The following is a 25,054-nucleotide window of genomic DNA, read 5'->3' on the forward strand; positions in this document are numbered from 1 at the left end:
GTATGGATTGCTTCGTCGCTTCAGCGCAAAATTGCTTTGCAATTTTGTCGCGAGCTCCTCGCAATGACGAACGAGGAGTCTTGTGATGTCCTTCGGCAAACGCCGCGAAGCGTTGCGCGCGATCCTCGCCGGCTCCACCTGCATCCGGCCGGGCTCAGTCTATGACCCGACCTCGATCCGGATTGCCGAAGACCTCGGCTTCGAGCTCGGCATGTTCGGCGGCTCGGTGGCCTCGCTGGTCGTGCTCGGCGATCCCGACATTGCGCTGATCACGCTGACGGAGCTCGCCGAGCAGATGCGCCGGATGTCGCGCGCGTCGACCTTGCCGGTGCTGGTCGATGCCGATCACGGCTATGGCAATGCGCTGAACGTCCGCCGTACCGTCCAGGAACTCGAGGCTGCCGGCGCGGCCGGGCTGACGATCGAGGATACCTTAATGCCACAAGACTATGGCGTGTCGGAGCCCCAACTCATCTCGCTTGAGGAAGGCGTCGGCAAAATGAAGGCCGCGCTCGATGGACGCAGCGATCCGGCCCTTGTCATCATGGGACGGACCGGCACACGCGGAGGCGGCGCGGCTGCATCGAGCTTTGAGGAATGCGTCGAGCGCGCGAAGGCCTATGAGGCCGCCGGCGTCGACGCGTTGTTCTTCACCGGCCTGACAACGCGCGAGCAGGTAAAGGCAATCTCGGCCGTGACGGCGCTTCCGATCGTGCTAGGCAACACGCAAGGCGAGTTGGATGACGCCGGATTTCTGTCCAGTCAGCGGGTGAAGATTGCGTTGCAGGGCCACGCCCCATTCGCCGCCGCAACGCAAGCGGTCTACGATACGTTGAAAGCGTTGCGCGATGGCGTGCAGCCGAAGGAATTGAAGGGACTGCCGTCTGCGCAACTGACTGGCCGGCTGACGCGCGAAGCGGATGTGAAGGTGCGTAGCGCCGCCTTTCTGGGGTTGAAGAAGTAAGATGAGCGAGCTAGTCCGCCACGTCACGATCCGCGGCCGGGTGCAGGGCGTCGGCTATCGCGCCTGGGTGGAGGACGAGGCGAGCGCGCGAGGCCTCGAAGGCTGGGTGCGCAACCGCCGGGACGGCAGCGTGGAAGCGGTGTTCGCCGGGCCCGGCGATGTCGTCTCCAACATGATCGCTGCTTGTCGGCAAGGGCCATGGTCGGCGCGGGTCGATGCAGTGCAGGACGAAGCCGCTGGTCCCGACATGCTGAAGCTGCGGCGCGCAGGCGACCGCTTCGCGGTGCTGCCGACGATCTAATCTTCGCGACATGGCCGAGACGGACACGCGAGGTGACGGAATGAAGCCGCAACAGTCCGGACGCGACTAGAACGGACCCGTCCCGATCTTCTGCAAAGTTCAATCAGCAAGGCCTGATGAAACTATGCACGTTGCCGCGCATTGTGCCTTTGATCACGTTTCGATGACCGTTGTGAGTGTAAAACCGCATCTCCGGCGCGGTCACGAGACGTCGCATTCTGCTCACGCGAAAACCATGGCTCATGCGAAGCTGGCACCCCTCTTTTCGGTGCCGCACGACACGACCATCATTTCTTAGTTCGGCGGCGGTCGCTGCAACGTCTTCGCCTCGTCCCCGGCGCAACAAACGGCCGCGGGCCCAAATCGGATTTCCTGCCAGGAACGACAATGTATCGGTCAGAGTTAGGTCGAAGCAACCACTTGTGAGGGAGGAAACCATGGCCCGTGCGACAGCCCATCCGGATCATCAATGCATCTCGAGCGAAGACATTCATGGAACAGAGGTTTATGGGGCAGGCGGAAAGAACATCGGTGAGATTGACCACCTCATTATCGACAAGGTGTCAGGTCGCGTGGCTTATGCCGTCATGAGCTTTGGCGGGTTTGCTGGGTTAGGCCACAGCCATTATCCCATCCCGTGGGGCGCTCTGACCTATGACACGTCGCTTGGTGGCTTTCGAACCAATATCACCGAGCAACAGCTGAAGGATGCGCCTGAGTTCAGCGATGACTCCTGGCAAGACAGAGACTGGGAAGCGCGCACTCATCAGTATTACGGGATACCTACGTACTGGGAGGGGCGAGGTGGCCTATAACAGATAGGCAACGGGCATAGCGACGTTACTACTCTATTAGCAACAGCCCACGCTTCTTTTCGCCGTCGAGCGTATTTACGGCGGCGAAAAGACAGGTCCGACTGCCAGCCATGTCTGGTAGTCGGAATTGCGCGATAGGGAGGCGCTCATTTCCTGCTGACCGTCTGGCATTTAAAAGCGTGCTAGGTCGTTACCGCACGAAAGAGACGCCATTTGTCGGGCACGCCCTTGAGAATGTGACGGCCGCGCTCCTCAAACGTCAATCCCGAGCCTGCTACCAGATCGCGAACCGTCTGTGAGACCAGAACTTCACCCGGGCCCGCAAGCGCCGCCACACGCGCGCCAATATGAACGGCAATGCCAACAATGTCGTGAGCGACGAATTCGCACTCGCCGGTATGCAAGCCGCACCGGACCTTCAGATCGAGTGGGCGCACCGCGTCGCCGATTGCGCTGGCACAGCGCACGGCGCGCGCAGGGCCGTCGAATGTGGCAAGGAAACCGTCGCCGGCGGTATTGACTTCGCGGCCGCGATATTGGCCGAGCACGCCCCGAGCTTTGGCATAAAAAGCATCAAGCAGCACGCGCCAGGCGCCGTCGCCGAGTGCGGCGGCCCGTTCCGTCGATCCCGCAATGTCGACAAACAGCACAGTTGCAAGCACCCTATCAGGCTCCGCTGCTTGCCGATGCCCGGTGACGAACTCTTCGACCTCGTTGATGATTGCATCCTGATCGCCAACCCAGAGCGTATGGTCCTGACCGCTGATCTCAATCAGTTTGGCGGCAGGAATCTGCTGCGCCATGTAGCGCGCATGCTTCACATCAATGACGCGCTCATCGGTGCGGTGCAAGATCAAGGTCGGTACCCGCGTTACGGGTAGAATATCTCTGACATCGATCTCCCGGTTCATGCGCATGATCGCAGATGCTGCGCCGGGGCTTGCTGAGGCCCTGAAGTAGGCGGCGATTTGCTCAAGTGCCTGCTTATTGCCGGCAAGGCTGGGTGCCCACATCAGCAAACTCATTGCATCTGCCGAGCCCCAGTGGCGCTCAATGTCGTCCAGGAATGCGCCCCATTGCGCATCGGTCCATGCGAATGTGTAGTCAGGGGCCCACGAGCGTCGCGCATAAGTGCCGTAGAGCACCAGGGCCGACGTGCGCTCGGGATAGGTCGCTGCATAGAGCAGCGACATCGGACCGCCCTCGGACACGCCAAACAAGGTCGCCCGCTGGGAGCCAACCTGGTCCAGAACCGCCTGCACGTCGTGCATCCGCTGTTCAAGCGTGAAGATCTGAGAACCACGATCAGACATTCCAGTGCCGCGCTTGTCGAACGTGATGACCCGCGCAAAGGTGGCGAGCTTGCGGAAAAAGGAGGCGCGCGCCGGCGATTGCCAGAGCGCTTCGACGTTGGAGACAAAACCCGGGACGAACAGCAGGTCTCGCGGACTGTCGCCAATCACCTGATAGGCAATATGGACGTCGTCACTTTTGACATAGTGAGTGGCCGGGATGTCAGCCATGTTGGCCTACTGCATGACAAACCGCGCGGCGCAAGTGTCGCACCTCAGTTCGCACGAGGCTAGCGAAATTCGATGGAAATTTTGACGAGCCCGACACCGGCCCACCCCTTATTACCGTAACGATAAGGAACTCAGGGCGATGCCAGGCGCCGCCGCGATGTCACTTCAGCCGTATTGCGGATTCTGGCTGGTCACTGACCGATGTTCGGCTCGTCAGCCTTGTGACAGTTGCTCACTTGATGAAGTGCAACATAGCTCGTAATTCGTGCCTTCCTCCGGTCGCGCAACTGATGTACCCTGATCGTGAGCTGCCGAGCGGGACGTGCCGAAGTCCCTTTTATTTAGCCGCAGCGCTCATGCCGTCGGCAGGCGCGCATCAAAATCAAACTGATATCTAGGTGGGTGCGGGTCCCGAGGGGCTCCGCACGGCTACGCACTCCAGCATTTCGGGGAGGCCGCAATGAAAATTCCGCGCCGTCAATTCCTGCATCTGGCACTGGCCGCATCCACGCTCCCAATATCAGCCCGGTTCGCTTTCGCGCAGAGTTACCCGACCCGACCGGTGCACCTGATCGAAGGCTTTGGCGCCGGCGGTGCACCCGACATCGTCGCGCGATTGATCGGTCAATCGCTGTCGGATCGACTTGGGCAGTCGTTTATGATCGAGAACCGCAGCGGCGCTACCGGCAACATCGCAACTGAGGCGGTCGTGCGGGCATCCCCGGACGGCTACACGCTGCTGTTGGTTGCCACGCAAATTGCGATAAATGCGACCCTGTTCAAGCTCGACTTCATTCGTGATATCGCGCCGATCGCAGGTATCGTGCGTGTACCCTTGGTCATGGAGGTGCACCCATCGGTTCCCGCCAGAACAGTCGCGGAGCTCATCGCCTACGCGAAAGCCAATCCCGGCAAGGTCAATATGGCGTCAGCCGGGACTGGATCTACGACCCATTTGGCCGGCGAAATGTTCAAAACGATGGCCGGCGTCGATCTCTTTCACGTGCCTTATCGGGGCGCGCAGGTATTTCCTGCCCTTCTCACCGGCGAAGCGCATGTCTACTTTGGCCCGCTACTCTCATCGATCGGATATATCAGGGCGGGCAATTTCCGCGCTCTGGCGGTAACGACGGGAGCGCGCTCGCCAATATTGCCGGACGTTCCAGCTCTGGCCGAAACCTTGCCCGGTTATGAGGTAAGTGCATGGTTCGGCATCGGCGGTCCAAAGCGCACGCCGGAAGAAGTCATCGAAAAACTGAACAAGGAAGTCAACCTCAGTATCGCCGATCCGAAATTCGAAGCCAAGCTTGCGAGCATGGGCGGCACGGCTCTTGGCGGGTCGCCTGCTGATTTTGCCAAGCTTATCTCCGACGAAGTCAAGAAGTGGAGCGGAGTGATTCTAGCAGCCAATATGAAACGGGAATGAGCGGCGGGAGCAAACTGCGTACCGCTAGGTTTCGGTGGGCCTATGTCCGCTCACGAGTCAGCAGGCGATGCGCTAATGCGTCCGTTCGCGCGGCGTGACTTCGCCGTTGTGCTGGATCGAGGCGCTCTCGACATATTGCAGGTTGAGCGAGGAATACACGATGCTGCGGTTACGGCCGAGACGCTTGGCTTCATAGAGAGCGGCGTCGGCTTCTCCGACCAGCGCGGCCTCATCGCGCGTCGAGCGCGTTTTGGCGGCGACACCCACGCTGATGGTGATGTATCCGCGGCTCGACGCCGTGTTCGGAATGCCCAGCGCCCGAACCGTGAGCCGGATGGCTTCAGCAATCTTCAAGGCGCCGTCCTCAGCCGTATTCGGCAGCACGACAGCGAACTCCTCGCCGCCATAGCGCGCTGACAGGCCAGACGTATTGCCGGTCGCATTGCCAATTGCCTTCGCAACCGCCTGCAGGCAGCGGTCGCCGGCTTGATGTCCGTAGGTGTCATTGTAGCCCTTGAAATTGTCGATATCGAACAGCAGCACTGAAATCGCTTCGCAGGCTTCGTATTCGCGCCGGAGGAAACCGTCGAAGGTGCGGCGGTTGGTCAGCCCGGTCAGTCCGTCGGTCGCGGCGAGCTGGGTGAGGCGGCGGTTGAGCTGCGTCAGTTCGTCTTCCATCCGCTTGCGCTCGGTGACGTCGCGAATGACGCAGAGAAATTCCTTCCCCATGGCGTCGCTGGTCTCCGACGCCAGCTTGAATTTGCTTTCGACCCAGGCCAGCGTTCCGTCGCCGCGATAGTGCCGGAACACGACCGTGCTGACACTGCCTGCATCGTCAAGCCGCGTGGTGGCCTGCAGGACGCTTTCCCGATCCTCGGGGTGGACCAGAGCGAAGCATGACCTTCCGATCAAGTCCTTCGCCTGCAGCCCGAGCACCGGCTCGACGGAACGGGAAACATAACGGAGTAGGCTGCGGGCATCGATCACGATGATGATGTCGGCGATGTTGTCGGCCAAGAGCCGATAGTGCGCCTCGCGTTCGCGCAGCGCGCGCTCGACCTTGTTGCGGAAACGGAACTGCAGGGCAAGCAGCGCCGCCAGCATCAGGATCATGCACAGCAGCACGCCGGCGACGATGGCGTCGGTCCGCAATTCCTTCCACCATTCGGAAAGCAGCCAGTCTTCCGAAATCGCCACGGTGACCACCATGGGGTAGTGCGGCGTTTCTTCGTAGCCGAGGTGCTTCACGATGCCGTCGAACGGCGAGATGATCTTATAGTATCCGACCGAGCTTTGCTTGAGATGTTTCCTGAACAGGTCGGTCTTGGAAAGATCCGTACTCCTGTCCGACTGCGGCCAGCGCATCAGGAGCGTACCGTCATTGCGTATCAGGCTGATGCCGCCGTCCGGGCCTAGCTTGAATGTCCGATAGAAGCCGTTGAAGTAATCCTTGTCGATCGCTGCGGCGACGACCCCGCCAAAGCTGCCGTCGAGCTTGGTGATACGTTTCGAAAGAACAATCATGGAGGATCGCTCGTCCACACGGGATTGCATCGGTTCGCTGATCCGAAGCGTGTTGTCCGGTGTGTCGCGATGGTAAGCGAAATAGCTGCGGTCCGAGATGGTATGGCGCGGTGTCTCCGGCAACGACGAATAGGTCCAGTTGCCCTTGGCATCCGTGACGCCGATGCCGCGCAATTGCGGCAGCGTTTTCGCCGTTTCAGCCAGGTATTTGTTGAACCGGTCCGGATCGGGGTTTCTGTATTTCAGCAAGTCCACCATTCCAGCCATCGCGATATCGGTCGCCTGAATGGTGTGTGAGGCATGCTCGGAAAGCGAATGGGCGAGGTTCTGAATGTCGGCGCGGCCGCTCGCCAGTGCGGCTTTCTTGGAGTCGAGCACCTTCCAGGCCATGACGCCCAGGACGCAGGCAGTCATGACGAGCGCAAAGGTGATGACAACGGCCGTCGATGTTATCCGCCGTAGCGGCCCGCCGGAGTCGGGAGATTTCGATGGGGCATTCCGTGCCTTGATGGCCGCGCCAGACCTCAGTGCCGGCAACGCGCATGAGAATCTAAAACGCGACCGGTACTCAGCGGTTAACGGATCGATCGGGAATAGCGGAAGGATGGGTTCCATCTCGGGAACCCGCTCAGACGGTAGGGGCAAGGCAGCGTGGGGGCGGCTCAGCCGATGCGGGCTTGACATCCGCACAGTCATGTCAGATATTTCTGTCATGACAGAAACAACAGGCAAAAAGAAACTTCCGGCCGTCGTCGAGCGGTTCATTCTGCACTGGGGCGACATGGGGGATGAGTGGGGCGTCAACCGCTCTGTCAGCCAGATCCACGGCCTGCTCTATCTTGCCGAGGCGCCGATGACCGCGGAGGACATCGCCGAGACGCTCGGCATGGCGCGATCCAACGTTTCCAACTCGATCAAGGAATTGCTGGCTTGGGGACTGATCCGGCGGGTGCCCATCCTCGGTGATCGCCGCGATCACTTCGAGGCTGAAACCGACATCTGGGAAGTCGCGGCGCGGATCGCCGCCAGGCGCAAGGAGCGCGAGATCGATCCCGCCATCGATGCATTGCGCGCCTGCGTTTCGGACGCGGCCGATGATCCAACCATTAGCCCGGTCGCAAGCAAGCGGCTGAGGGAGATGCTGGCTTTCACCGAGCTGGTCGACCGCTGGTACACGCAGATGCTCAATGTGCCGCGGCCGCGGCTGGTCGCGCTGATCAAGCTTGGCGAAAAGATCGTCAGCTTCTTACCCGCGGGGAAAAGCAAGTAGGGCAGAGGGGCAGAGCAGGAGCGTGTGATGGCGTCCACAAGAATACCAAGATTTCCCGCAACACCCGCTTCGAACACCATCCTGCTCGACGATCACCGCTTCCACGATCTGTTGCCCGACGAGGAGTGGGGCCGTCTGCCGCTGGCGACCTGGCGGCGCTTCTCCAAGCGTTTTGCCGATGGCGAGACAGTGGTCTATGTCGGCACCATCGAGGAAGCTAGCTTCACGCCGGCCGGCTGGTGGCTGGCGCAGCTTGCGCGCCTCATCGGCGGGCCGCTGCCGCTATGTGGCGAGACCGGCGTGCCTATGGTGGTGACGGTGACCGAGGCGAAGGGCGGCCAGATCTGGACCCGCATCTGCGCGCGCAGCGACGGCTTTCCGCAGGTCATTCACTCGGCGAAACGCTTCGCCGGGCCGACCGGGCTAGAGGAATATGTCGGCTACGGCGTCAGCATGGCGCTGCGGATTTCCGTCGAGCGCGAAGCGCTGGTGTTTCGCAGCGTCGGCTATTCCCTGCAGATCGGATGGTGGCGCCTGCCGCTGCCGCCCTGGATGACACCCGGCGATCTCACCGTGACCCATTCCGACCTCGGCGGCGGCGCGTTCCGCTTCACGCTCGAAGTCGTTCATCCGCGCTTCGGCAAGCTCATTCGTCAGTCCGCCGTGTTCATGGAGGCCGCATCATGACGTCGCTGCTCTGGACCCTGATCGCCATTCAGATCGTGATGGGCGTGTTCGATACGTTCTATCACCACGAGCTGACGGAGCGGCTGGCCTGGCGGCCCTCGCAGCGCTACGAGCTGAAGCTGCACGGCGTGCGCAACATGCTCTACGCGCTGTTGTTCCTGGTGCTGGGTTGGCTGGAAGTCTACGGCGTGTTCGCCATGTTGATCATCGCGGTGCTCGTTGTCGAGATCATCATCACGCTGATGGATTTCGTCGAGGAGGACATCAGCCGGAAGCTGCCGGCCAGCGAACGCATCAATCACACGCTGCTGGCGATCAATTATGGGGCCATTCTGGTGCTGCTGCTGCCGGTTCTGATCGGCTGGGCAGCGCAGCCGACCGGCGTCAAATCGGCTTACACCGGCTGGCTCAGCCTGATCGCGGCAGCGGCAGCCATTGGAGCCGCGCTATGCGGCGTGCGCGATTTCACGGCGGCAAAACGTCTTGCGCGCATGACCAGCGCACCCGCGGCAAGCCTGGTTGAAAAACTTCCCCCGCGGCAGACCGTGCTTGTCACCGGTGCGACCGGCTTCATCGGCAGCCGCCTCGTCGCAGGGCTGAGTGGCGCGGGACATCAGGTCATCGCGCTGCTGCGCAACCCGGCAAAGGCGGAGATGCTGCCGCCGCCGATCACGCTAATCACCAGCCTTGATCAGATCCCGGCGGATGCACGCATCGATGCGATCGTCAATCTCGCAGGCGAGCCGATCGGCAATGAGCTCTGGACCGAAGCCAAGCGCCGCAAGATCCTGGATTCCCGCATCAGCATGACGAAAGACGTGGTCGCTCTGATCGCGCGGCTCGAACGTAAGCCGAAGGCTTTGGTCTCGGGCTCGGCGATCGGCTGGTACGGGCTCTGGCAGGATCAGGTGCTGACGGAATCGGCGAAATCACATGCCTGCTTCAGCCATGAGCTGTGCGAGGCCTGGGAGAGCGCGGCGCGCCCGGCGGAAGAGCAGGGGGTTCGGGTCGTCTATTTGCGGATCGGCCTCGTGATCGGCACCGATGGCGGCTTCATCGCGCGGATGCTGACGCCGTTCGAGTTCGGCGTTGGCGGGCCGCTCGGCTCGGGAAGGCAGTGGATGTCGTGGATCGAGCGCGACGATCTGATCCGCCTGATTGCCCATGTGATCGCGCGTCCCGAGATCGCAGGGCCTGTCAATGCGACGGCGCCGATCCCGGTCACCAACCTGAAATTCACCGAAGAACTCGGCCGAAGGCTGCGGCGTCCGGCATTCTTTCGCATTCCCGACGCGCTGCTGCGCCGCGTCGGTGGCGACTTCGCCAATGAATTGCTGCTCGGCGGCCAGCGCGTATTGCCGAACAAGGCGCTCAGCAACGGTTTTGTATTCCGCCATGAGACGCTGCGCAGCGCGTTCGAGGCGATCTTGTGAATTGGCGGCTAACGCGGCAGCTTCGCGATCGCCCGGCTGAGCTCGTGGATTTCGTAGGGCTTGCGCAGAATGGGAAAATCGCCGCGCACGTTCAGCGCCGCATCGCTGTAGCCGCTGGTTAGGAGGATCCGCAGTCCGGGCTTAACAGCCTTCAGGTGGCGCGCGAGACCGAGGCCGTCCATTTTGCCGGGCATCACGATGTCGGAGAAGACGAGGTCTATTCCGTCGAGCTCGATTTCGCGCAGCGCCGCTTCGGCATTTGCGACACGGCGCACAGTGTAGCCGAGCTGCTCGAGCAGGCCGGTGCTGACGGCGGCGACATCTGGATTGTCCTCCACCAGCAGCACGGTGCCGCTGCCGCCGGATGCAACCGCATTAAATTCCTCAGCCTCTGGCGCGGCGTGCTTCCGCGGCAGCAGCATCGTGATCCGTGTGCCCTTGCCGAGCTCGCTCGCCACCTTGACCGTGCCGCCGGCCTGATGCGCGAAGCCATGGACCTGCGACAGCCCCAGGCCAGTACCCTTGCCGATCGGCTTGGTGGTGAAGAAGGGGTCGAAGATCTTGCCGAGGATATCCGGCGCGATGCCCGTGCCGGTATCCGCCACCGAGATCGCGACATATCCACTTGCGTCGGCTGCGCCGCCGGACGTCTCATTTCGCGCCGAGATCGTGATGACACCGCCGCTCGGCATCGCGTCGCGCGCGTTGATCACGAGATTGACGAGCGCCGTCTCGAATTCGGTGACATCGACCATCACCGGCCAGACGCCCCGGCCTACGTCGAATTTGAGCGTCACTGCGCTGCCGACGGCGGCGTCTAACACTTCGCGTATCCCATCGATGCGTTCGGCCACATCAACCGCTTGCGGGTTGACGCTCTGCCGCCGCGCGAATGACAGCAATTGGCTGGTCAGGGAAGCGCCGCGCTTGGTCGCTCCCTCAATCGCCGACAGCGCCCTCTGGCACTTGGGATCCTCGCCTACCACTTTCTTCAGCGTGTGCAGGCTGCCGCTGATGATCATCAGGAGATTGTTGAAGTCGTGGGCGATGCCGCCGGTCAGCTGGCCGAGTGCATCGAGCTTCTGCGATTCCGCGAGCTGCGCGTGCATCTGCTCCAGCTTGAGCTGTGCTTCGCGACGCTCGGTAATGTCTCGGGTGATCTTGGCAAAGCCGACGAGCCTGCCGTCCTCGTGGATGGGGTCGATGACCACACTGGCCCAGAAGAACGTGCCGTCCTTGCGGACACGCCAGCCTTCTTCCTCGTAGCGGCCCTGTTCCCGCGCGATACGCAGGGCGCGCAACGGCTTGCCGTTGGCGCGGTCAACATCGGTATAGAAGCGGGAAAAGTGCTGCCCGATGATCTCGGCGGGGGCGTAACCCTTGATCCGCTGGCCGCCGATGTTCCAGCTCGTGACGATGCCGGTCGGATCCAGCATGTAAAGCGCGTAGTCAGCAACGCCCTCAACCAGGAGTCGGAAGTTACGTTCGCTTTCGAATAGATCCCTCTGCTGTAGCTGATCTTTTTTCAACATCCGACCCGCCCGTTTAACTGGCGCAAACGCTTGTCGCGCCGATTGGTTCCGCGACGCTGGCTTTTTTAACGAAATGGTTGGTTAGCGCGTTTAACGAAATGGTTGGTTAGCGCGCGGCCGCCAGGCTTTTGAACGTCGCCGCGAGCGTTCGCAGCGCCATGCGCTTGGCGGGATCGCTGACTTTCGAGTGCAGCATCACCTTGGAGGAGGGGAGCCGCGGCAGCCCTTGGGCTGGCCCGATGTCGACCAGGCCGGGTGGCGCGATCCGGCGGGCCAGCGGCGCCACCGCAAGGCCGGCCAATGCCGCTGCGGTCACTGCGGTCACGCCGCCACCAACGAAGCTCTCGCCCCAGGCGATGCCGGCCTTGTCGAGAGCGCGGATCGCGACGGCGCGCACCCCGCAAGGCGGCGCGAGCGTTGCCAGCGGCAGCGTTTCGCCGCGGCGCCAGTCAAGGCGTCTCGTGGCGAACCAGCCAAAGGCGTCTTCCGCCAGCTTCTCGCCGCCGCGGCGGCTGCCTTCCTGTCGCACCACGACAGCGTCGAGCTCACCGGCATCGTAGGCATCCAGCATCCGGCGCGAAAAGCCGATCGTCACGGAGAGCGCCAGTTGCGACGACATCGCATGCAGCCGTTCGAGCAGCGGCACCAGTTCGGGTCCCGCGGCGTGATCGCTGATGCCAAGCGACAGCTTCTGGCGCACCGGCCTGTCGCCCGACAGCGCGCGGTCATGCGCCTCCATCAACGCGCGGGCGTGGGGGAGGAACGCGGCGCCCTCGGCCGTCAACGTGACCGCGCGCGGCGAGCGCTCGACCAGCCGTTTGCCGATCACGCTCTCCAGCCGCTGCAGCTTCATGCTGACGGCGGCCTGGGTGGTGCCGAGTGCCTCGGCGGCGCGGGTAAAGCCTTGCAGTTCGGCGACACGCAGGAACGCCTGCACGGTATCGATATCGAGCGTGGTCATTGCATCATCAATAGTCGTTATCATTGATATGAATGTAGATAAGATACCAAAATGGTAGCTGGAGGTCTAGGTAGGAGGGGGCGCAATGCCAGCGCCGCCCTGAAGGAGAATAACCATGCCGCTGATCACCGTTACCTATTCCACGGTCCGCAAGACGCCATCGTTGAAAGCCGAGATCGCCTCCGCCGTCAGCGATCTCACCGCGCGTATCCTGCGCAAGGATCCCAAGGTCACCGCCGTCATCGTGAAAGCGATCGATGCTGCCGACTGGTTTGCCGGCGGAAAATCCCTCGCCGAACAGAGCCTCGCCAGCTTCTGGCTCGACGTTCACGTCAGCGAGGGCACCAACACCAAGGATGAGAAGGCCGCCTATCTCGCCGCGCTATTCCAGCGCATGGGCGAGCTGCTCGGCCCGCTGCATGAAGAGAGCTACGCCCATGTCGACGAAGTGAAAGGCGATTCTTACGGCTTCGGCGGTCTCACGCAGGAGCGTCGCTACATCGCGGGCAAGCTCGAGGTCGCGCCGCGGCAAGCGGCGGCGTGAACCTCATCGAGAAGTACTTCTTACGCCCTGAGCACGCCCAACACTGCCGCAGTGGCCGCAACAAACGAGAGGGCAATCACGGTGGCGCGCCAAAGCAGTTGTTGGCGCGCCAGGCGGCGATCCTGGAACGCCAGCCAATCCCGGACAAAGCCGGCGGGAATATCCTGCACCACGTTGCGCCGGTTGGGATGTCGCATTTCGTGATCTACGAACATGGCCCGCACGTTGGCCACGCCCAGATGGTCAAGTTCGGAATTCCATTGCAAGGCGTTCGCGTTGTTGGTCCAGCGGTTCTCGAAGGGAAGTCTGTGCGACGTCATCGCGACCTCCTCTAAACACCACGCCTGCCTCTCGATATGTGGCATCGATCGCCGAAGCGGAAGACCTGGCACCAGGGCAGGGTTGTCTCAGGTGGCCGCCTCCGGCAGGCGCATGTTTGTTGCGCCGAACACTTGCTCGAATGCCTGCCGGAGCGCGACGTCGACGTCCTCCATGGTCACGGGCAGGCCGAGGTCCACGAGCGAGGTGACGCCGTAACGCGGATCGGCGACGCCGCAGGGCACGATCGCGGAAAAATGCGACAGGTCAGGCTCGACATTGATGGCAATGCCGTGGAACGACACCCAGCGCCGCAGCCGTACGCCGATCGCGGCGATCTTGTCCTCGTACCCTGCGCCCTTGTCCGGGCGCCGGACCCAAACGCCGACGCGATCCTCACGCCGCTCGCCGCGCACGTTGAAGGCATCGAGCGTGCGGATGATCCATTCTTCCAGGCCCGCCACATAGGCGCGCACGTCCGGCCGCCGCCGCTTCAGGTCGAGCATGACATAGGCCACACGCTGGCCGGGCCCGTGATAGGTGAGCTGGCCGCCGCGGCCGGTGGTGAACAGCGGAAAGCGCGGCTCGAGCAGGTCGGCCTGCTTGCCGCTGGTGCCGGAGGTATAGAGCGGGGGGTGCTCCAGGAGCCAGACCAGTTCGGCCGCCTTGCCCTCGGCGATCGCGGCGGCACGGGCTTCCATCTCGGTCACGGCCTCGGGGTATGGCACGGAACCGGCCGAAATCCGCCATTCGACCTCGCCGCCGGCCGGGGACAGCGCGAATGTCGTCAAATCAAGGCTTTGGCGGTCATTAACCATTGGCTAACCATAACGTGGTCAGGTGGAACCACAGCAATCTAGTCCCCTGTGGCGGTTCAGAAGTGGCGACCCTCGACAAAGTCAGCGTCAATCTCATGGTGGTGCTCGGCACCACTACCATGCCCATCCATCAGGTGATGCGGCTTTCCCGCGGCGCCATCATCGAACTGGACGCCACCGAGGCGGACGAGGTCAAGATACTTGCCAACAACCTTCCGATCGCCTCCGGCGTCGTTCTGGTGGATCGCAACCGCATCGCGGTAGAAGTCAAGCAAATGCTGCCGAAATCCCCTGATGTCAGATAGTTATTCGTTCGCAAAACTGCCTTGTCCCCCCATCCCTGATTTGTTACATCGGCGCCATTGATCCGGGTGGACCTTCATCCATCCAGCCGGTGTCCCAAGCGCTCGTGGCGGAATTGGTAGACGCGCTGCCTTGAGGTGGCAGTGAGTAACATCGTGGGGGTTCGAGTCCCTCCGAGCGCACCATACCCACTTTGCCCTTGAAATCGGGTCCCAGGGCAGCGCCTGGCGAGGAAAATCAAGCATCTGCCAGCATTACGCTTCAGAACGGACCTTTCGGTGCGGTACGACCACTATTTGCAAGCGAATTGCGGCGATGCTTCCGCGCGCCGCAGCCCGGCTCGGAGGCTGGCGTCAAGCGAGGGGAAGCGTGGGCGATGACGGGAGTTGGTCATTGCCAGCGTCGAAAGATGACGCTGGCGTTGACGCCCCCGAAGCCGAATCCGTTCGAAATCGCATGCTCCATCGTCATGCGCCTTGCCTCGCGGGCCACAATGTCGACGCCTTCCGCGGCCGGATCGCGATTTTCGAGATTGAGAGTGGGCGGCGCGACCTGGTCGCGCAGTGCGAGAATCGTGAAGATCGCTTCCGCTCCTCCGGCTGCGCCGAGCAGATGACCGGTCGCCGATTTGGTGGCGCTCACAGCAATTTCTCCCTCGCGGCCGAAGACGGTTTTGATCGCCTCAAGTTCGGAAACATCGCCAACCGGCGTCGAAGTGGAATGGGCGTTGAGATGCTGGACATCGGCGGGCTTGAGCCCGGCCTGCCGCAAGGCGCCTTCCATGGCGCGGCGCGCCCCGTCGCCGTCCTCGGGGCCCGACGTGATGTGGTAGGCATCAGCCGTCGTGCCATAGCCGGCAATTTCGGCGATCGGTTTGGCGCCGCGGCGGATCGCGTGCTCAAGTTCTTCAATCACGAGGATACCAGCACCTTCGCCCATGACGAAGCCGTCGCGATCGCGGTCGAAGGGGCGGGACGCGCGCGCTGGCGTTTCATTAAAGCCGGTCGAAAGTGCCCGGGCGGCGGCGAAGCCGCCAAGGCTCACGAGATCGATGCAGGCTTCCGAACCGCCGCAAACCGCAACATCAGCTTCTCCCAAACGGATGAGGCGTGCGGCATCGCCGATCGCCTGCACGCTCGCGGCGCAGGCGGTGACCGGTGCGCCGACCGGACCCTTGAAACCGTGGCGGATCGAGATGTGACCGGCCGCGAGGTTTGCAAGAAAGGACGGCACCGTGAAGGGCGAGAGACGCCGGATACCGCGCTGATCCACCGTGCGAACCGCCTCGACGATTGCCGGAAAGCCTCCAATGCCCGATGCGATCACGGTCGCCGTGCGCTCCAGCGAATGCGAGTCAGAAGGGGTCCAAGCTGCCTGTGCGATGGCCTCGTCCGCAGCGACGAGCGCGAACAGGATGAAGCGGTCCATTCGTCGCTGATCTTTGGGAGGAACGACCAGATCCGGATCGAAGCCTCCATCCGGATCGTCGGCCCTTGTTGGCACGATTCCAGCGACCCGGGCGGGAAGGGCAGCCGCCCATTCCGGAAGTGCGGCAAGTCCTGAACGGGCCGATAGTAGTCGGAACCACGCCAAGTCACTGCCGCAGCCTAGCGGTGATACCAGTCCCAATCCCGTAACGACGACGCGACGCATGATGAGATTACCTTTGATGTCGGCCTAACCAGTCCGGCTACGCCGGTAGCCCCAGCTGCTTGCGGAGGCTTTTGTCAAACATCCGTTCGGGAACGAAGCGACGCAGGATGCTCACCTGCCGCGCCATCCTACCGCAGGTGTATCGCAGACGGGGCGAGGTGGTCGTCGCGGCTTCTACGACCCTCTCGGCAACAATCTCGGGACTGTCGGCTGTCTTCATGACCTCGCGCACGAGCGTGGCGGACCGCGTTCGCGCCGAGACGTATGCGTCTAGGCTACGATCAGGAAGCACCATGTTTTGTTCGAACGAAGTTCGGGTATACGCCGGCTCAAGCAAGCAAATTCGAATGCCGAAGGTCCGCACCTCGTGATCTAGGGACTCCGAGTAGCCTTCGAGAGCATGCTTCGTGGAGGCGTAGAGGGCCGAGAAGGGGGCAGGTATTAAGCCCATCACCGAACTTATATTGACGATCCGTCCCGCTTTTTGACTTCGCATCACAGGGAGAACCGCGTTGGTCATGCGGATCACTCCGAAAAGGTTTACGTCGAACAACGCTTGGGCTTGTTGCACCGACGATTCTTCAGCTCCGGCAAACAGGCCGGTTCCCGCGTTGTTCACCAGAACGTCGATCCTGCCCGCCGTATCGAGCACCTTATCGACGACCGTCTTGACTGATGCGTCGTCCGTTACATCGCAGGGGATCATCGTAATGCCGTCCGCGATACTTGCGACGGCTCGCCGGCTCGTGCCGAACACGCGGAATCCAGCTTGACGCAACGCCTTTGCCGAAGCATGCCCGATTCCTGTTGCAGCACCGGTTACAATCGCCACCTTGCCGTCTTGTCGCATAGAAAGTCTCCATCGATGCTATTGAGCGTTAGAAGTTGAACCGTCTCTTCCGACAAGAGAGGCCTATTCGGCAGCCATTGCTGTTCGCAATTCCGGCTGGTCGCTCGAGTCCTCATAGATCTCATCTGCAGTCGGCTTGATCCGAAACCACGCGGCATAAAGCGCAGGAAGAAACAGCAGGATCAGCACCGTGCCGACCGCCGTGCCTCCGATCAGCGTATAGGCCATCGATCCCCAGAAGACGGAGTGAGTGAGAGGGATGAAGGCGAGCACGGCGGCAAGTGCCGTCAGGATCACCGGCCTCGTGCGTTGCACCGTGGCCTCGATGACGGCGTGATAGTCATCAAGGCCGGCAGCACGGTTCTCCTTGATTTGTTCGGTCAGGATCAGCGTGTTGCGCATCAGGATGCCGGCCAGTCCTATCAGGCCCAAAATGGCATTGAATCCGAATGGCTGGTTAAAGGCGAGCAACACGGGCACAACGCCGACAAGGCCAAGCGGTGCCGTCAGCATGACCATGGCCATCGTCGAGAAGGATCGCACCTGCAGCATGATGACAATCAGCATGGCGGCGATCATGGCGGGAAAGACCGTCGCCAACGCGTCATTGGCCTTGGTTGCCTCCTCGATCGATCCGCCCAATTCGATGCGATAGCCGGCCGGAAGCGATGCGATCAGCGGCTCAAGGGCCGTCTTGATCTCCTTGGAGACCTCTGGAGGCTGGGTCGCCTCATTGATGTCCGAGCGAATCGTGACGACAGGCGTACGATCACGCCGCTTCATAATCGGCTCTTCCAGACGAATTTCCGAATGGCCGATCTGGTCGAGCGGAATCGGGCGGCCGTCCCTGCTCATCAGGGAGAAATCCGCCAGACGCGTCGGATCCAGCCGCTCTCCGCCGGCGCTGCGTGCCACGATGGGGACATTGCGAATGTCCTCGCGGACCTGCGTAACGGCGATGCCAGTGAGGAGGAACTGGAGTTGCCGGCCCACCTCCGCTGGCGAGAGGCCGATGAGGTTCAGTCGATCCTGGTCCGGGATGAAGCGGAGCACGGGTGTGCGATTACCCCAATCGCGGTTGGCCTGCCGCACGTCGGGAACGCCACGCATGATACCGAGGGCTTTTTCAGAGATAGCGTACAATTGCTCGGGATCAGGCCCCATGACGCGAAACTCGACCGGGAACGGCGTGTAGGGTCCGAACACAAGCTGAGTGACGCGCACACTAGCCTCAGGTGCAAGCCCATCTGACACCGCCTGTCGGAGCCGGTGCTTCAAAGCTTCGCGCGCCTCCGCGTCCGGTGTCAGCACGACGATCTTGGCGAAGGCCGGATCAGGCAGCTCGGGCGCCATCGCGAAGAAGAATCGGGGAGCGCCCTGACCGACATAGCTGGTGACGATCTTAGCCTCCGACTGCTGCTCCAGCCAGTGTTCGAGCTTCTCGACTGTGGCGGTCCTCGTCCCAATGCTGGTGCCCTCCGGCAGGCGAACCTCCACCAGCACTTCGGGGCGGTCGGACGTCGGAAAGAACTGCTGTTTGACCGCGCCCATGCCGACGACGGAAAGCGCGAAAGCGATCGCGACGATGCCGCTCGTTACGAACTTGTGGCGCACGGCGAAGGTGATGAGCCTTCGCAGTCGCTGATAGTTCGGTGTGCCGTAAATCGCGTGGTGACCGCCTTCGATCGGCTTGATCGCGGGCAGCATCTTGACGCCAAGATAGGGCGTGAAGATCACCGCGACGATCCAGGAGACGATGAGGGCAAATCCCACGACCCAAAAGATGTTGCCGGCATATTCGCCGGCCGTCGAGCGCGCGAAGCCCACCGGCAGGAATCCGGCGACCGTTACGAGCGTGCCCGACAACATTGGCGCCGCAGTGTGGCTCCACGCGTAGGCCGCCGCCTTGATGCGGTCCATGCCCTCTTCCATTTTCACCACCATCACCTCGATGGCGATGATGGCGTCGTCCACGAGAAGACCAAGCGCCAGGATGAGGGCGCCGAGCGTGATGCGGTCGAAGAACCGGCCGGTTTCCAGCATGATGAGGAACACGACGGCAAGCGTCAGAGGGACGGCAGCCGCCACGACAATGCCGACGCGCCAGCCGAGGCTGAGCAGGCTCACGAGCAGCACCACGCCGAGAGCCATCGCAAACTTCATCATGAACTCGTCAACCGCCGAGGTGATGTTGACGGCCTGGTCGCTGACTTTGGCCAGAGTCATCCCGAGCGGCAGCGTCCGAGCGATAGCTGCGGATCTCTCCTCCAGCGCCTTGCCGAGCGCGAGGCCATCCCAGCCCTCTTGCATAACCGCCGCGAGCATGACGGAGGGCTCACCCTGATGTCGAATGAGGTAGGTGGGAGGATCCTCGTAGCCGCGGCGGATTTCGGCGATGTCGGCGAGCTTCAGCGTCCGCCCTGCAGCGACGATCGGCGTGTCGGCGATCGCCTGGACGCTGTCATAAGCGCCGTCGACCCGGATGAAGACCTGCGGCCCCTTGGTGTCGATCGAGCCTGCCGGTGTGACGGTGTTCTGCCGCTGCAAGGCGGCAACGATATCCTGTGCCGAGACGCCGAGGGTTGCCAGTTTGGCATAGGAAAACTCGATGAATATCTGTTCGGGACGTTCACCGAGGATGTTGATCTTCTTGACGCCGGGCACGTGCAGGAGGTCCTGCCGAATGGTCTCGGCTTGCCTGGCGAGTTCGCGCATCGGCATGTCCTTCGCCTTGAGGGCATAAAGGGCGAAGCTCACGTCCGAATATTCGTCGTTGACGAAAGGGCCGAGCACACCAGAGGGCAGCTTGCGCGCTTCATCCCCAAGCTTCTTGCGGGCCTGGTAGAACTCCTCCTGCACGCTAGATGGCGGTGTGCTGTCCTTCAGCGTAACCGTCATGTACGCATAACCTGGCCGTGTGGTCGTCTCTACTCGGTCGTACCAGGTCAACTCCTGAAGCCGCTTCTCCAACGGTTCGGCGACCTGATCCTGCATCTCGCGCGCCGTCGCGCCTGGCCATACCGTCGTGACCGTCAGGGTCTTGATGGTGAAGGAGGGGTCTTCCGCCCGCCCGAGCATGAGGAAGGCGTAGGCGCCTGCCGCCGCCAGCAGGACGATGAAGAACAGGGTGACGGCGCGTTCACGAACGGCGATCGCAGAAACATTGAAACTCATCACTTGGCCACTCCTATTCCTCGACGTTCGTCCTGACGCTCGCGCCGTCCTGCAGCAGGTGGGCGCCGAGTGAACCGCGCTTGCCTAAAAAGCGCGCGCCTTCTGACTGCGCTTTTGCGGGCTTTCAATTGGTTCGGCGACAGCTTCTTTGAGGCCGGCTGCCGCTTGAGCCGCAAGCCCGCGGGCCGCCTCCTGTGAATCTTGAAATTCCTCGAGTGCATAAACTCTACCCCACCGCAGGGTGAACACGTGGAGACCACGGTTGACGTACGACGCGTCGCCGTTGAGCAGCGTTGCGGTGGCGTCCCACTGGGCAAACACCGTGGTGTGCCACGGCCAGCCTTTCACCCAGATGTTGTTGACTGTGATATGGAGAGTGGGCTGGACGCGGCCGAGACGCTCAAACCAGCGGCGCAGGGCTTCTTTGTCATGGCGCTCACCAGCGAGCGCGTGGGCGCCGGAAACGCGGTGATGGACATGCGGCGCGACCGCTTTCACCGCGTCATCCCAGCGATGGTTGTTGACGTGGTCGAAGGTCTTTCGGATTTCTTTCTTGACAATGTAGCTGTATAGCATTTGCCGTCCTCCGACGGTGATGGCGGAAGCTCGTTAGTTTCCCTTGTTTTCAGATGCAGTCCTGACGCGAGCGCCCTCCTGCAGGAGATGAGCGCCGAGGGAAACAATCGGATCACCAGAGCTCAATCCAGAGATCACGGCAGTTTCGCTGCTCACCCGGACAAGCTTGACTGGCCGAAAGCGTACGGTTGAGGTGGCGCTATCCAAGACCCACACACCGGTCTTCCGGCCGTCATCGAGCACGGCTCCCAGCGGCACCTGGACTTCCGGCTGACTCCCCTGACTTGCAAGCCGAATGGTTACCGTCGCGCCAAGCGGTGCCGTCGCGGCCTCACCCTCGAGCACATAGCGGGCCTCATAGGTGCGGGTCTGAGCGTCGGCAGCGTCCGACAACTGCCGCAGATGCGCCGTATAGCGTCGCCCATCGGCCGCCCCATACACGCTGGCCTCGGCCACGGAGCCGATCGCTGGCCGGATTGTTTCGGGAAGCGCGACCACCGCTTCGCGCGGGCCGGCCTTGGCAATACGAACGACTGTCTGGCCGGCCGAGACGACCTGCCCGGGCTCGCCAAGCGTTTCGACCACCGTTCCATCCGCATCCGCTACCAGGACCGAGTAGGTCGCCTCATTCTCGGCGACTCGCGCATCAGCTTCGGCGGTGGCGAGTTGCGCCTGGGCCGTATCCAACGCGGCCCTCGCTTGCTCGTAGCGCTGTCGGGAAGCCCATCCGTTGCTCAGCAACTTGGCGTATCGCTGTTCATCCGCTTCGGTCTGAACGAAAGATGCACGCGCTGCGGCAACTGCATTGCGCTTCGCGGTGACCGCAAGGCGAAGGTCGGTTTCGTCGATCCGCATCAGCGGCTGACCGGCCTTGACCTGCTCACCGGCATTCACAAGCCGTTCCACGATCTTGCCGGCGACGCGAAACCCGAGGTTGCTCTGCACCCTCGCCCCTATGATGCCCGTGAAGCCGCGCTCGGACCCGGTCACCCGAGCCGCCGTCGCCACTCTGACGATCGGAAGTTCCTGCCTCGGGTCGCTCACGGCGGAGGCTGCCTGCGTGCGGAGGGAAAGCGTGGCGACGGCGGCCACCCCAAACACGGCGATTAGGATGCTTCCCAGCACGATAACGGGTCTCTTTTTCATTGCTGCAGCCTCACTAATTAGATTGCGTTCGAACGCTATATCTGATATAGATTACGAATGCAATCTAAAAAAGGAGGTCGACAATGCGAGTGAGTCGCATTCAGGCCGCGGAAAACCGCGAAACTGTAATCAATGTGGCAAGTCGCCTTTTTCGGGAGCGCGGGTTTGATGGCATCGGGCTCAAGGACCTGATGAAGGGTGCCGGGCTAACCCAAGGCGCCTTCTACAAGCAGTTCGAGTCGAAAGAGGATTTGGCGGTAGAGGCGTCCAGGCGGGCATTGGCGAGCGCCTCCCGCCGATGGTCGGACGCGGCCGCGGAGAATCCTGATGATCCGCTTGGCGCGGTGATCGCGTTCTACCTCAGTGCCGACCATCGCGAAGAAAAGATGGACGGCTGCCCGATCGTGGCGCTCGGCTCAGATGCCGCCAGACAGGGGGCCGACGTAAAAGCGGCATTCGAAGCGGGGATCAAGGCGCATCTCGAAGTCCTCGGCCGCTTCATTGCTGAGACTGACGGCGAGGAGTCGAGTCGCAAGGCCATGGCCATTCTCACGACGATGGTCGGTGCGGTGACGCTATCGCGCGTCGTCAACGACCCTGATCTGGCTCAGGCCTTTCTGGATGCGGCGGTCGAACAGGTTCGCGAAGGCGTCCGAGGAGGCCGTGTTAATCGGCAAACACTCCGCCTTGGGCGCAAAAAAGCATCCAATAAACGTCGAACAAAGCGTCCAACATGAAAATGAAGCCTCGATCTAAGTAAATTGTTGGAGCAACGAAAAATCGAACAAAAATTCCGACTGCGAGCGCTTCACCCGCTTCGTCGGACGACGAGAGGCGATGGGCTGATGGGATGGCTGCGTGACGGTTAGCGCAACAGGAGTTGAGGCTGGATATCAACTCGCAAAAGGCACCCTTGGGCTTGATAGGCACCTTTCAATTCGGCTCATTCCGAGCCATTGAAATCGCAAAAATGCGACCGCCCTCCGAGCGCTCTCTAAGCGACGGCCTTCGGCATCAACGGGGCTTGGAGATCGACACGAGAAATGTCGTCAAAATCTGTTTCAAACATCAATGGTTATTCGAACGATATAACAGCGCTCGTCCGGTTGGTATGAGCTGGAAAAGAATATCATAGTCGCCGACATTTGCAGTCAGGACAACGAGGCCGAACTTTTGCGCCTGCAGGAAGAGCACGCAGTCTTGAAGCGCGCGCAACTTGCCGTCCTTTTCATATCCCTGGAGGCGGCTGAGGATCCCCGATAGCAGCGCGGCTGGTCCCAGCACCTCTATGTCCGGCGCAAAGATCCGATGGGCGGCATCGCTTTGATCTGCTTGCCGATCACATCGACGACAGAGGCGGTTCGCGCGTCGGATGGATTCAGCACGCCGACCGTGTGCATCAACTCCTGTATCGCGACAGTCGAATGGTTGACTTGTTGCTGCGCGATCAGGTCGTCCAGGACCTGAGGCGAACGATCTTGCATTTGATCGATATAGACGCAGGTATCGAGCAGTAGTCCCTGTCCGGCGATCAGGCTCGATGCGAAATTGTCCTCAAGTGCGACCGTCGCCAACGCAAACTCGATCAAGTCCGTATCCGTCTCGATGCCCGTCTGGCGCTTGGCCTGCCGGACCAAGGCCTGACTTACCCGGCCACCGATGCGGCCGCCTTTTTCGCTCAAGAGGCCAGATTGTTTGGCCGCCAGCATGACAGCTTCAAATCGTGCCTTGCTCACGACAAGCCGCCCGTCGCAAGCTCACGATTCAAGGTCTTGGATGCAGCTCTCCTCCGTTTCGCCCGGAGCAGTGCGGGCTTGCTCGCTGATGCCTTTGCCATGGAACTTCGCCTATGTTAGACAAAATTTGATTTTGTCTAACAAAGCGCTTTGCTGCCCCATGTTCAAGGCGTCTCCAAAAAGGAGCCTGGTGGAAGGGCAGAAACCCACTACCTCCGTCCCCGGCGGCGTTCGCAGGCTGTTCGTTTCGGGTGACCGTAGAAAGTCGCCGTGCGCCATTTCAAAATTCAATAGAAACCCAAATAATCGCGGTGCTTCGCCAGCGCCTTTGGACGATAGGGGCAGTCGCCGGTCACGCAACGTGCCTTGGCTAGGCCAAAGCGGTTGCGAACAAAGTCTTCATGTAGGATGTCCGGCCCCTTGCCGTCTCGTACGCCTTCCCTGGTGCCCTCGGTCCAGGCGCGACCCCATCCGGTCCGCTCGTCGTGCTGGACGCCCGCGAATGAGGGCTCCAATTTCAGCTTGGTCATATCCACGATGAGCGGATGCTCGACTGCCATTGCCTCATTGATCATCCACTCCAGCGCCAAATCGGATAGGCCCGTCTCGGGATAGCCACCGCCCACGTCGGAATGCACGCCAGGAAACCAAACCTGCTTGATACGACCACGCGCTCTGGCTTCCGGCGATTCTTGCGACTCGTCCCAAATCTCCGGCGCGAAGATTTCGCGGTTTTCGTCGATCGAGAGCGCCTGGCGTCCGTAGGGGACGCAGGGATTTAGCGAGGCATTGTGGAAGGCGTGACGCCACAAGACCAATCCGCTCGAGCCTGGAATGCCGAGCGCGCGCACGGTGTCCCAGACTCCGATGAAATAAGGAAAGGGAGGGTTAGTGGAATCGACGGAAAAGCTCTCGTAGCGGTCGCGATATTTCAGGCCAAGGGCAATGCGCTCTTGTTGCTTCTCATTGCTGCCGTAGTGCTTGTAGACCGTCTCAACCGCCTCTTCGACAAGCGCCAATCGACCCTTCTTGTTCTGAGGATCGCGGGGACTGTTTCCCGCGGCGTCGCGTTGCGGAATACCACACAGCGACAGAACGCCGCCAAGACTACGCACGGTAAAGGCGCCACGGCTGAATCCGAACAGAAAAACGCGGTCACCCGGTTCATAGTATTCGATGAGTGCTGTATAGCAGTCCTTGATATTTTGCGAGATTCCGAGGCCGGTCGCCCGGCTGGCGAGATCGTACGCCCAACGCCACCACTCGCGCTTGTGCTCAGCGCCCAGCCCTTCATCATAGAACGTTACCTGTTGAGCAGGGGCAGCCTTTTTGGTTGCGTTCCATAGCTTCCAGACATTGGTGCGCTCCGCCTTTGGCATGCTGGCGCCTTGGCCAGTTCCATCGGAAAGTATCACAACGTTCTTCGCCATATTCCTGCTCCGCATTTACCCGGAATGGGACGCATCAGTCGGCGGATTGACATGTACGGCCAGCCTAAGG

At 61.6% G+C, this 25,054-nt stretch carries 24 protein-coding genes and 1 tRNA gene; 11 read left to right on the plus strand and 14 right to left on the minus strand.

Going from position 1 to position 25,054, the window contains the following annotated elements; genetic code table 11:
* Nucleotides 1–85 precede the first annotated feature (85 nt).
* The 3 genes from J6524_RS20795 (at nt 86) to J6524_RS20805 (ending at nt 2,080) form a co-directional block, all read left to right on the plus strand.
* On the plus strand, nt 86–964 hold the full coding sequence (locus J6524_RS20795; protein ID WP_225673868.1) for an isocitrate lyase/PEP mutase family protein: 879 nt from the start codon (nt 86–88) through the stop codon (nt 962–964).
* A gap of 1 nt (nt 965) precedes the next feature.
* A complete protein-coding gene (locus J6524_RS20800; protein ID WP_225673870.1) occupies nt 966–1,265 on the plus strand; it encodes an acylphosphatase in 300 nt (99 codons plus the stop codon).
* Between the two features lie 437 nt (nt 1,266–1,702).
* Complete coding sequence (locus tag J6524_RS20805) at nt 1,703–2,080, plus strand: PRC-barrel domain-containing protein (protein WP_225673872.1); 378 nt, start codon at nt 1,703–1,705, stop codon at nt 2,078–2,080.
* Nucleotides 2,081–2,262: 182 nt separating this feature from the next.
* On the opposite strand, the gene J6524_RS20810 is transcribed toward J6524_RS20805, so the two are convergent.
* Nucleotides 2,263–3,603, minus strand: a complete 1,341-nt coding sequence (locus J6524_RS20810; RefSeq protein ID WP_225673874.1) for an adenylate/guanylate cyclase domain-containing protein — start codon at nt 3,601–3,603, stop codon at nt 2,263–2,265.
* A 460-nt stretch (nt 3,604–4,063) separates the two neighbouring features.
* Between J6524_RS20810 and J6524_RS20815 the strand changes: the two genes are divergently transcribed.
* Nucleotides 4,064–5,029 carry a Bug family tripartite tricarboxylate transporter substrate binding protein gene (locus J6524_RS20815; RefSeq protein WP_225673876.1) on the plus strand — a complete coding sequence of 322 codons (966 nt, stop codon included), beginning with the start codon at nt 4,064–4,066 and terminating at the stop codon, nt 5,027–5,029.
* Nucleotides 5,030–5,101: 72 nt separating this feature from the next.
* Here the strand turns inward: J6524_RS20815 and J6524_RS20820 are convergent, their stop codons facing one another.
* Nucleotides 5,102–6,967, minus strand: coding sequence for a diguanylate cyclase (locus J6524_RS20820; protein WP_225673878.1), 1,866 nt, complete (start codon nt 6,965–6,967; stop codon nt 5,102–5,104).
* 298 nt (nt 6,968–7,265) lie between these two features.
* Between J6524_RS20820 and J6524_RS20825 the strand changes: the two genes are divergently transcribed.
* Genes J6524_RS20825 through J6524_RS20835 form a run of 3 tightly spaced genes read left to right on the plus strand, consistent with a single transcriptional unit; the run spans nt 7,266 to nt 9,943 of the window.
* Nucleotides 7,266–7,823 carry a GbsR/MarR family transcriptional regulator gene (locus J6524_RS20825; RefSeq protein WP_225673880.1) on the plus strand — a complete coding sequence of 186 codons (558 nt, stop codon included), beginning with the start codon at nt 7,266–7,268 and terminating at the stop codon, nt 7,821–7,823.
* Between the two features lie 27 nt (nt 7,824–7,850).
* Nucleotides 7,851–8,510, plus strand: a complete 660-nt coding sequence (locus J6524_RS20830) for a DUF4166 domain-containing protein (protein WP_225673882.1) — start codon at nt 7,851–7,853, stop codon at nt 8,508–8,510.
* Nucleotides 8,507–9,943, plus strand: a complete 1,437-nt coding sequence (locus J6524_RS20835) for a TIGR01777 family oxidoreductase (protein WP_225673884.1) — start codon at nt 8,507–8,509, stop codon at nt 9,941–9,943. Before J6524_RS20830 ends, J6524_RS20835 begins: the two co-directional genes overlap by 4 nt.
* 8 nt (nt 9,944–9,951) lie before the next feature.
* Here J6524_RS20835 and J6524_RS20840 read toward each other — a convergent pair whose 3' ends face one another.
* A complete protein-coding gene (locus J6524_RS20840) occupies nt 9,952–11,475 on the minus strand; it encodes a PAS domain-containing hybrid sensor histidine kinase/response regulator family protein (protein ID WP_225673886.1) in 1,524 nt (507 codons plus the stop codon).
* A gap of 106 nt (nt 11,476–11,581) precedes the next feature.
* Complete coding sequence (locus J6524_RS20845; protein WP_225673888.1) at nt 11,582–12,436, minus strand: LysR family transcriptional regulator; 855 nt, start codon at nt 12,434–12,436, stop codon at nt 11,582–11,584.
* 115 nt (nt 12,437–12,551) lie between these two features.
* Here J6524_RS20845 and J6524_RS20850 point away from each other — a divergent pair, with 115 nt between their 5' ends.
* Entirely contained in the window at nt 12,552–12,980 is a 429-nt protein-coding gene (locus J6524_RS20850) for a tautomerase family protein (protein ID WP_225673890.1), read from the plus strand.
* A 20-nt stretch (nt 12,981–13,000) separates the two neighbouring features.
* Here J6524_RS20850 and J6524_RS20855 read toward each other — a convergent pair whose 3' ends face one another.
* Both J6524_RS20855 and lipB read right to left on the minus strand, forming a co-directional pair.
* On the minus strand, nt 13,001–13,300 hold the full coding sequence (locus J6524_RS20855) for a hypothetical protein (protein ID WP_225673892.1): 300 nt from the start codon (nt 13,298–13,300) through the stop codon (nt 13,001–13,003).
* 87 nt (nt 13,301–13,387) lie between these two features.
* A complete protein-coding gene (lipB, locus tag J6524_RS20860; RefSeq protein ID WP_225673893.1) occupies nt 13,388–14,116 on the minus strand; it encodes a lipoyl(octanoyl) transferase LipB in 729 nt (242 codons plus the stop codon).
* A gap of 62 nt (nt 14,117–14,178) precedes the next feature.
* Between lipB and J6524_RS20865 the strand changes: the two genes are divergently transcribed.
* Nucleotides 14,179–14,421, plus strand: a complete 243-nt coding sequence (locus tag J6524_RS20865; RefSeq protein WP_225673895.1) for a FliM/FliN family flagellar motor switch protein — start codon at nt 14,179–14,181, stop codon at nt 14,419–14,421.
* A gap of 98 nt (nt 14,422–14,519) precedes the next feature.
* Nucleotides 14,520–14,604: transfer RNA gene (locus tag J6524_RS20870), tRNA-Leu, on the plus strand.
* 205 nt (nt 14,605–14,809) lie between these two features.
* Here J6524_RS20870 and fabF read toward each other — a convergent pair.
* The 5 genes from fabF to J6524_RS20895 all read right to left on the minus strand — a co-directional run bounded on the left by fabF (nt 14,810) and on the right by J6524_RS20895 (nt 21,818).
* On the minus strand, nt 14,810–16,072 hold the full coding sequence (fabF, locus tag J6524_RS20875; protein ID WP_225673897.1) for a beta-ketoacyl-ACP synthase II: 1,263 nt from the start codon (nt 16,070–16,072) through the stop codon (nt 14,810–14,812).
* Nucleotides 16,073–16,109: 37 nt separating this feature from the next.
* On the minus strand, nt 16,110–16,922 hold the full coding sequence (locus J6524_RS20880; protein WP_225673900.1) for an oxidoreductase: 813 nt from the start codon (nt 16,920–16,922) through the stop codon (nt 16,110–16,112).
* A 63-nt stretch (nt 16,923–16,985) separates the two neighbouring features.
* A complete protein-coding gene (locus J6524_RS20885; protein WP_225673902.1) occupies nt 16,986–20,096 on the minus strand; it encodes an efflux RND transporter permease subunit in 3,111 nt (1,036 codons plus the stop codon).
* Between the two features lie 84 nt (nt 20,097–20,180).
* Complete coding sequence (locus tag J6524_RS20890; protein ID WP_225673904.1) at nt 20,181–20,672, minus strand: nuclear transport factor 2 family protein; 492 nt, start codon at nt 20,670–20,672, stop codon at nt 20,181–20,183.
* Between the two features lie 33 nt (nt 20,673–20,705).
* Nucleotides 20,706–21,818 (minus strand): efflux RND transporter periplasmic adaptor subunit, encoded by a 1,113-nt coding sequence (locus tag J6524_RS20895; RefSeq protein ID WP_225673906.1) that lies wholly within the window; start codon nt 21,816–21,818, stop codon nt 20,706–20,708.
* Between the two features lie 83 nt (nt 21,819–21,901).
* Between J6524_RS20895 and J6524_RS20900 the strand changes: the two genes are divergently transcribed.
* Nucleotides 21,902–22,555, plus strand: a complete 654-nt coding sequence (locus tag J6524_RS20900; protein WP_225673908.1) for a TetR/AcrR family transcriptional regulator — start codon at nt 21,902–21,904, stop codon at nt 22,553–22,555.
* Between the two features lie 331 nt (nt 22,556–22,886).
* Here J6524_RS20900 and J6524_RS20905 read toward each other — a convergent pair whose 3' ends face one another.
* The 3 genes from J6524_RS20905 to J6524_RS20915 all read right to left on the minus strand — a co-directional run bounded on the left by J6524_RS20905 (nt 22,887) and on the right by J6524_RS20915 (nt 24,984).
* The gene (locus J6524_RS20905) at nt 22,887–23,102 is read right to left on the minus strand and encodes a hypothetical protein (RefSeq protein WP_225673910.1); all 216 of its coding nucleotides are present in this window, start codon (nt 23,100–23,102) and stop codon (nt 22,887–22,889) included.
* Between the two features lie 2 nt (nt 23,103–23,104).
* Nucleotides 23,105–23,527: a type II toxin-antitoxin system VapC family toxin gene (locus J6524_RS20910; RefSeq protein WP_225673912.1), complete on the minus strand. Its 423-nt coding sequence runs from the start codon at nt 23,525–23,527 to the stop codon at nt 23,105–23,107.
* 314 nt (nt 23,528–23,841) lie between these two features.
* Nucleotides 23,842–24,984, minus strand: coding sequence for a T6SS phospholipase effector Tle1-like catalytic domain-containing protein (locus J6524_RS20915; protein ID WP_225673913.1), 1,143 nt, complete (start codon nt 24,982–24,984; stop codon nt 23,842–23,844).
* Nucleotides 24,985–25,054 lie beyond the last annotated feature (70 nt).

The sequence above is a fragment of the Bradyrhizobium hereditatis genome, from assembly GCF_020329435.1.
In the GTDB taxonomy this organism is placed as follows: Bacteria; Pseudomonadota; Alphaproteobacteria; order Rhizobiales; family Xanthobacteraceae; genus Bradyrhizobium; species Bradyrhizobium hereditatis.

Coding starts and splice junctions, on each gene's coding strand:
- J6524_RS20900 (WP_225673908.1), top strand. CDS start 21,902: ATGCGAGTGAGTCGCATTCAGGCCGCGGAAAACCGCGAAACTGTAATC.
- J6524_RS20845 (WP_225673888.1), bottom strand. CDS start 12,436: ATGACCACGCTCGATATCGATACCGTGCAGGCGTTCCTGCGTGTCGCC.
- J6524_RS20895 (WP_225673906.1), bottom strand. CDS start 21,818: ATGAAAAAGAGACCCGTTATCGTGCTGGGAAGCATCCTAATCGCCGTG.
- J6524_RS20890 (WP_225673904.1), bottom strand. CDS start 20,672: ATGCTATACAGCTACATTGTCAAGAAAGAAATCCGAAAGACCTTCGAC.
- fabF (WP_225673897.1), bottom strand. CDS start 16,072: ATGCGTCGCGTCGTCGTTACGGGATTGGGACTGGTATCACCGCTAGGC.
- J6524_RS20820 (WP_225673878.1), bottom strand. CDS start 6,967: ATGACTGCCTGCGTCCTGGGCGTCATGGCCTGGAAGGTGCTCGACTCC.
- lipB (WP_225673893.1), bottom strand. CDS start 14,116: ATGGTTAATGACCGCCAAAGCCTTGATTTGACGACATTCGCGCTGTCC.
- J6524_RS20800 (WP_225673870.1), top strand. CDS start 966: ATGAGCGAGCTAGTCCGCCACGTCACGATCCGCGGCCGGGTGCAGGGC.
- J6524_RS20835 (WP_225673884.1), top strand. CDS start 8,507: ATGACGTCGCTGCTCTGGACCCTGATCGCCATTCAGATCGTGATGGGC.
- J6524_RS20795 (WP_225673868.1), top strand. CDS start 86: ATGTCCTTCGGCAAACGCCGCGAAGCGTTGCGCGCGATCCTCGCCGGC.
- J6524_RS20855 (WP_225673892.1), bottom strand. CDS start 13,300: ATGACGTCGCACAGACTTCCCTTCGAGAACCGCTGGACCAACAACGCG.
- J6524_RS20815 (WP_225673876.1), top strand. CDS start 4,064: ATGAAAATTCCGCGCCGTCAATTCCTGCATCTGGCACTGGCCGCATCC.
- J6524_RS20880 (WP_225673900.1), bottom strand. CDS start 16,922: ATGCGACAAGACGGCAAGGTGGCGATTGTAACCGGTGCTGCAACAGGA.
- J6524_RS20825 (WP_225673880.1), top strand. CDS start 7,266: ATGACAGAAACAACAGGCAAAAAGAAACTTCCGGCCGTCGTCGAGCGG.
- J6524_RS20810 (WP_225673874.1), bottom strand. CDS start 3,603: ATGGCTGACATCCCGGCCACTCACTATGTCAAAAGTGACGACGTCCAT.
- J6524_RS20850 (WP_225673890.1), top strand. CDS start 12,552: ATGCCGCTGATCACCGTTACCTATTCCACGGTCCGCAAGACGCCATCG.
- J6524_RS20910 (WP_225673912.1), bottom strand. CDS start 23,527: ATGCTGGCGGCCAAACAATCTGGCCTCTTGAGCGAAAAAGGCGGCCGC.
- J6524_RS20885 (WP_225673902.1), bottom strand. CDS start 20,096: ATGAGTTTCAATGTTTCTGCGATCGCCGTTCGTGAACGCGCCGTCACC.
- J6524_RS20840 (WP_225673886.1), bottom strand. CDS start 11,475: ATGTTGAAAAAAGATCAGCTACAGCAGAGGGATCTATTCGAAAGCGAA.
- J6524_RS20830 (WP_225673882.1), top strand. CDS start 7,851: ATGGCGTCCACAAGAATACCAAGATTTCCCGCAACACCCGCTTCGAAC.
- J6524_RS20805 (WP_225673872.1), top strand. CDS start 1,703: ATGGCCCGTGCGACAGCCCATCCGGATCATCAATGCATCTCGAGCGAA.
- J6524_RS20915 (WP_225673913.1), bottom strand. CDS start 24,984: ATGGCGAAGAACGTTGTGATACTTTCCGATGGAACTGGCCAAGGCGCC.